The sequence below is a fragment of the Buttiauxella cochleicola genome, assembly GCF_021282435.1.
Classification (GTDB): Bacteria; Pseudomonadota; Gammaproteobacteria; order Enterobacterales; family Enterobacteriaceae; genus Buttiauxella; species Buttiauxella massiliensis.
Genome location: NZ_JAJSOT010000003.1, coordinates 415,807 through 422,274 on the forward strand (window position 1 = coordinate 415,807; position 6,468 = coordinate 422,274).

The following is a 6,468-nucleotide window of genomic DNA, read 5'->3' on the forward strand; positions in this document are numbered from 1 at the left end:
ACAACGCCAAAAGCCGCTACGCTTAGAGGAGACAATAATGAGTGAGTGACCTTAAAAATGGGTGAAATTAAAGAAGAGAAAATCAACAAATCCACCGATGAAATTGAGGTCGAAAGTGACGAAAAAGAACACGGGGAAAAAATTGAAGTAGACGAGGAACAACTGCCATCGCGGGCGATGGCGATTCACGAGCACATTCGCCAGGACGGTGAAAAAGAACTGGAACGCGACGCAATGGCGTTGTTTTGGTCAGCCGTTGCCGCCGGATTATCGATGGGCGCATCGCTGCTGGCGAAGGGGATATTTCACGTCAATCTCGAAGGCGTGCCCGGCAGTTTCTTACTGGAAAACCTCGGCTACACCTTTGGCTTTATCATCGTGATCATGGCGCGCCAACAACTGTTTACTGAAAACACCGTGACCGCCGTCCTGCCCGTGATGCAAAAACCGAGCGGCAGCAACTTTCTGCTGTTGATGCGCTTATGGGGCATGGTTTTACTCGGCAATATTATCGGCACCGGCCTTGCGGCATATGCGTTTGAATATATGCCGATATTTGACGAGCAAACCCGCGACGCATTCGTTTCTATCGGAATGGACGTGATGCACAACACGCCGGGCGAAATGTTTGCCAACGCCATTATTTCCGGCTGGATAATCGCCACCATGGTGTGGATGTTCCCTTCTGCGGGTTCGGCAAAAATATTTGTCATCATCATCATGACCTGGCTGGTCGCGCTTGGGGATTTAACCCATATCGTGGTCGGCTCGGTGGAAATCCTCTACCTGGTATTTAACGGTACCATCCACTGGAGTGAATTCTTATGGCCGTTCGCCCTGCCAACGCTTGCGGGCAACATTTGCGGCGGCACGTTTATCTTCGCGCTGATCAGCCACGCGCAAATCCGTAACGATATGAGCAACAAGAAAAAAGCCGAAGCGAAGGCTAAAGCAAAGCGCAAACAGGAAGTGGAAGACGGTAAAGAAGGTGATGAAGACAAAAAGCAGGCGCGGCTCAGGTAAAACTGGTTACGTTTCAGGCGATCAGCAGCCCTGCCCCTTAACTCAGACCTAAAAGCGGGTATACTACGCCGCGCAATACCCTAAATAGTTCGAATTGTGGGTAGGCGGCAAAAGAACAAATCTCCAGGAGCTTACTTGAGTAAGTGACTGGAATTTGTGAATGCAGCCAACACCCCCATAATTTGAAGTATGACGGGCATTAGGTCCTCTTAGTTAAATGGATATAACAAGCCCCTCCTAAGGGCTAGTTGCAGGTTCGATTCCTGCAGGGGACACCATTAATATTTCTCCACATCCGCAAGAAACCACCAAACTCGCACTAACTCTTTCAGCAACTTTGATTTCCCCCCACTCCCACAGCCTGGTACAGCCTCGGAAATTCAAGGTATAATCCCTGGTACTATTTGAATCTTTTAGACCACGAACATGACAAAACTCACATTACAAGAGCAGATGCTGAAAGCTGGCTTAGTCAGCAGCAAAAAAATGGCCAAAGTTCAGAGAACGGCCAAAAAATCACGAGTTCAGGCTCGTGAGGCACGCGAGGCTGTAGAAGAGAATAAAAAGGCGCAAATTGAACGTGATAAAGAGCTGGTTGAACAACAAAAGCAGGCTACTTTATCTAAAGAATATAAGGCTCAAATTAAACAGCTTATTGAAATGAATAGAATTATTATTTCAAAAGGCGATATTGGCTATAACTTCACAGATAACAATTTAATTAAAAAAATCTATGTGGATAAGGTTACTCAGACTCAATTAACCAATGGTCGTCTCGCTATTGCTCGTTTGATGACAGACAAAAATCCTGAAGGTGAATACGCGATTATCCCAGCAAGTGTTGCCGATAAAATTGCGCAGCGTGATGCGAGCTATATCGTATTAAACAGTACGCTGAGCCAGGAAGCTCAAGACGAAGAAGACCCGTATGCTGACTTTGTCGTGCCTGATGATTTGATGTGGTAACCAAAATTACCTTATGTTTGGCGCAGATTAGGCTTTTGGGGCAAAGGCTGTTGCTATTGCCCTCGTTTCTAATAGAAAAAGCCCAGCTTAGAGCTGGGCAAAGAATATCAATCAACCAGTACGCGCTTGTTCGTAGCACCCCAGAGAATCGACATTTCGGTAAATAATGCACCACTGATATCTTCTACTTCAGTCGCGGTAATCTCTCCATTCCCCTGCTTACCAAACAGAACCACTTCATCCCCAGGCGCAACACCTTTTAAATCGGTTACATCAACTACCACGGTATTCATCGATGTTTTGCCAAGAATGGGTACACGCTGGCCACGAATAAGTACGTGCCCCGCGTTGCTGAACACACGGCGGTAACCATCGGCATAACCCACCGGAATGTTGGCCAGCACAGAGTTACGTTTCAGGGTGTAGGTGCGGTCGTAACCCACGGTATTGTCTTTAGGATAACGATTCACCGAGGCGATAGACGATTTTAACGTCATCACACGTTTGTAATCGTTGCTGGCGATGGTGTCGCCATAAAACACACCGCCAACACGCACCATATCCAGCCAGGATTCAGGTACTGTCAGCGTCGCGAAGCTGTTAGCAACATGCATTGTTACGTCTTCACGTTTCAGGCCCGTGATATCCAGAACCTGCTGTGACTGAACTTTAAAGCGCGCGAGGTCTTTACGCACAGCCGCCGCATCTTCTTCCGGGTAATGCGACATGATGCCGACGATTTTCAAGTGGCTTAGTTCAGAGATGGCTTTCGCATCGTTCAGCCCTTCCTGGTTACTCACTTCCAGTCCGTTACGTGACATGCCGCCGGAGTTCAGCGCCAGGTGAATACGCAGGGTTTTCCCTTGTTGTTGAGCAATTGCATCCAGGCGTTTAGCCATATCCAGATTGCCGATTAACTCTTCGGTGTCATAGTCCGTCGCCTGACGCATCTCTTCTTCAGTGGCATTTCTCACGCGCAGCAAGCGGCCTTTGAAGCCAAGATCACGAACAGTTTTAAGTTCTTCATTGCTGGCAACGCCAATACACTGCACGTTGTTTGCCAGCATCACCGGTGTGACCAGCGACAGGTCGTGCCCGTAGGCATCCCCTTTCAGAATGGCGCACATGGTCGATTTATTACCCAGCAGTTTTTGTACTTTTTGTACGTTGTATTCCAGTGCGCTACGCGAGATTTCAAGTGTTGAGTTATCAACGACCAATTGTTGGTGGTGATACCCCGCAGCGGAAAGTGTGCTGGTTGGAGGAACGGTGGTATTGGTGTGGCTATTACAAGCGCTCAGAACAAACAGAGGGATTAAAGCTAAACGGCGTAAATGCAGTGGCATGCTAACTCCTTAGCAAGGTTAAAGGGGTTCGTAGCAACCCCAAAGTCATAAGAAAAACCAAGTTATCCTGCTGATTTTTATTCTAATTTAATGGCATTTTCTTAAACATGACATAGAGATCTGCAAAAAAAGAGCCTGCTCACTTTCGCGGTCAAGCTCTTATTCATTACCAGTGTTAACCGTTAATACTGGTGTTCAGGTTTATGCAATAAATGATCAAATGATGAGTGCTGCAAACTGTCCATTCCCGCAGACTCAGACATCATAGCCGGAGCCGCATGCGCTTTAGGATCGATAACCGTCGGTTCGCTACCCGATTGCTCAGTCCCTTTAATCAGGCTGGTAATATCCGTACCATGTTCAAGCTCATGAGCCAGGTCACTCAGGTTTATGCGATCTTCAAGATGCTGATCCTTATCACTGCCCAGATCAGTACTGACGGAGTGGTGTAAGGCGCTATCTGCTGATGGCGCAGCTGCCGGAAGGAAAAGATCATCATTACTTTCCAGCAAGTTATTAAGTGAATGCGACTGTTCAGCATGGTGCTCAACTGTCGTGTGAACAGCGCTTTCTTCGGCAGAAGGTACAGGAGGTGCGGCTGGAGGTAACGAATGCTCAGCTTCAGATACCGGAGCATCGGAATGAGAAATCGATGTACGGCCCTCGTTTGGCGTATGGACAGTGCCATCACCATAGATCACCCCTTCAAGATGGTTCATACCCTGTAAATGTAGCCCCTGCCCTCCATTGCCAGTTACCGAGATATTATCCAGCGTATTAACATTGTCAGTCGCATTGTTATTGCTGCTAAATGAGAACTCTAAATCGGCCTCTTTTCCATCCTGTATGAAGACGTAGTCTTTGTGCCCGCCCTGCAACTGCTGCGTAGTTCCGTTAATCGCATCCAGGCCACGGTGGTTGCCATCCTGCATATAACCGCTGCCTTCATGTACAACGAAGACATCCGCATGGCTTCCATCACCGTTAACGTTGCCATTGCCGTAGTCCTTTCCGTATTGTTTGATTTGGTTGTGAGGATCGGCACAGTTCGGCTCAGAGTCACCATCACTCAACCAGACATTCACATTCGAACCAATGGCAACTATCTTCCCATCCTGAACATCAAAACCATCAGCTGATTCACTACCACCATTGATATGGGTAATTGGGCTATGTGATGCATCAATAGCTGCAGCCCCCTCAGTTGCTACAGCTTTATTTGCAGGCGGAGCTTCTCGCGCCAAATCCGTATTGTCCGTGTTTTCGACTGGCACGGCGGTGTCATTACGAACGAAATGGTCCGTGAATGCTTCTTCCGTATCACCCACTCCATCTTTCGCTGTCACGCTTGCGTGGATAACATGGCCATTTGCCAATTCAGCAGTATTTACCGGAATTTTGTAACCCAGATGGCCGTCACCTAAGTCAACAACTTGACCTGTATAATCATGACCATTGATTGTTAGCGTGACTAAATCATCGGCTTTCGCATCACCACTCACCGTACCGGTGACATCAGTGGTCTGTTTTTGGCCTTCCAGCCCATTGATATTGTCATCACCAGCCACCTGATCGATTGTGATAGAAAGGCCTGCTCTATACTCCGCATGAACTTCTACACCATCCGCCGTTTTCACGCTGGCATGAGCAGTCTGGTTGTCTGACAGATCGGTGGTCATTACCTCTATGCTATAACCCAACTGCCCATTTCCCATCGGCTGCACGTAACCGTAGTACGTATGATCGTTAACCACCAGAGTGACTTCATCATGTACATGGACATTCCCCCCGACGGTGCCAATGACATTAGTCGTAATACCCAGCAATTGACCGGCATTAGTATTGCCATCTCCGATGCCTTGATCGATGGAAATAGTGGCGCTCACATCATGGTCATGGCTCGCTGGGTATAGATCATGGGTAGCATCAATTGTATCGGCATCATCAGATGAATTGGCTGGAGGGACCTGGTCATGATCAATATTTTGATCTGCCGTCGCTGTTGTCACATGGCCCAAGTCATCTTTGATAGTGATGCTGACATGGACAGGTAGCCCCTCTTTCAGATCGCCTGTTTCAACCCCAATATTGTAGCCGAGCTTCCCGTTACCCAAGTCAACCACCTCACCTTTATAGTGATGATCGTTGACAGTCAGCTTCACGATGTCGCCCAGCGCTGCGTCACCCGTTACGGTACCGGTGATAGTAGAGTGCTGCTCGCTGGCAGGAGACTCTACCTGTGGAGGATTACTCTCTGGCGAGTTAGGAGAAGTGCCATCACCGTAAATCACTCCCGCAATTTGGTTTGAACCATTTAAAGATAACGTGTGGCCATGGCCATCAGTCCCGGTAACCGAAACATTATCCCAAGAATTCACCTGATGGTTTTCAGGGTGATCGACTCCAGATGTAATCTTGTAATGAATTCCTTCACCATCTTGCAGGAAGATATAGTCTTTATGTCCGCTCTGCGAATCCCCTTTAACGCTCTGAAGGTTATCGTGATAACTATCAGCAGGGCGTATATATTGGCTGCCCGGATGCACGACAAATACATCGGAATAATTCCCATCACCTTTCTGATTACCGTCGTTGTAAGGCTGGATCTGATGTTCAGGATCGTCGCACTTCGGCTCGAAATCTCCCTCGCTCAAATAGACACGTACATTTGAACCGATACTGACAATTTTGCCATCCTGAACATCAAAACCATCCGGTGATCCACTGCCACCATTAACATGGGTAATGGTGCCGTGCAGATCCATTGTTGGCGGGGTTGTCTCGGTCACAATGTTATCAATAGTGATGTTGACGTGATCGTGATGTTTCGCGGGCGTCAGCTCGGTCTGCGGAACAAATACTGGGGTCAGCGTCGTCTGCGGAACGTCGGCTGGCGTCAGTGTCGTCTGCGGAACGTCGGTCGGCGTCAGCGTCGTCTGCGGAACGTCGGCCGGCGTCAGCGTGGTCAGTGGAATTTCGGCCGGCGTCAGCGTGGTCTGCGGAATTTCGGCTGGAGTCAACGTCGTCAGCGGAACGTCGGCCGGGGTCAACGTCGTCTGCGGAATTTCGGCCGGCGTCAGCGTCGTCTGCGGAATTTCTGCCGACGTCAGCGTCGTCTGCGGAACGTCGGCCG

Annotated in this window: 4 protein-coding genes and 1 tRNA gene; 3 read left to right on the forward strand and 2 right to left on the reverse strand. The window is 48.7% G+C overall.

Annotated features, from left to right (window positions below):
- Window positions 1-57 precede the first annotated feature (57 nt).
- The 3 genes from LVQ77_RS10845 to LVQ77_RS10855 all read left to right on the forward strand — a co-directional run bounded on the left by LVQ77_RS10845 (window position 58) and on the right by LVQ77_RS10855 (window position 1,989).
- Window positions 58-1,023, forward strand: a complete 966-nt coding sequence (locus LVQ77_RS10845) for a formate/nitrite transporter family protein (protein WP_233338174.1) — start codon at window positions 58-60, stop codon at window positions 1,021-1,023.
- A 203-nt stretch (window positions 1,024-1,226) separates the two neighbouring features.
- Window positions 1,227-1,301 (forward strand) — tRNA-Arg (locus tag LVQ77_RS10850).
- Window positions 1,302-1,449: 148 nt separating this feature from the next.
- On the forward strand, window positions 1,450-1,989 hold the full coding sequence (locus tag LVQ77_RS10855; RefSeq protein ID WP_154155845.1) for a DUF2058 domain-containing protein: 540 nt from the start codon (window positions 1,450-1,452) through the stop codon (window positions 1,987-1,989).
- A gap of 107 nt (window positions 1,990-2,096) precedes the next feature.
- Here the strand turns inward: LVQ77_RS10855 and alr are convergent, their stop codons facing one another.
- Window positions 2,097-3,335, reverse strand: coding sequence for an alanine racemase (alr, locus tag LVQ77_RS10860; protein WP_232904429.1), 1,239 nt, complete (start codon window positions 3,333-3,335; stop codon window positions 2,097-2,099).
- Between the two features lie 182 nt (window positions 3,336-3,517).
- A partial coding sequence (locus LVQ77_RS10865) for an Ig-like domain-containing protein (RefSeq protein WP_232904430.1) occupies window positions 3,518-6,468 on the reverse strand: 2,951 nt, incomplete at its 5' end.

Coding starts and splice junctions, on each gene's coding strand:
- alr (WP_232904429.1), bottom strand. CDS start 3,335: ATGCCACTGCATTTACGCCGTTTAGCTTTAATCCCTCTGTTTGTTCTG.
- LVQ77_RS10845 (WP_233338174.1), top strand. CDS start 58: ATGGGTGAAATTAAAGAAGAGAAAATCAACAAATCCACCGATGAAATT.
- LVQ77_RS10855 (WP_154155845.1), top strand. CDS start 1,450: ATGACAAAACTCACATTACAAGAGCAGATGCTGAAAGCTGGCTTAGTC.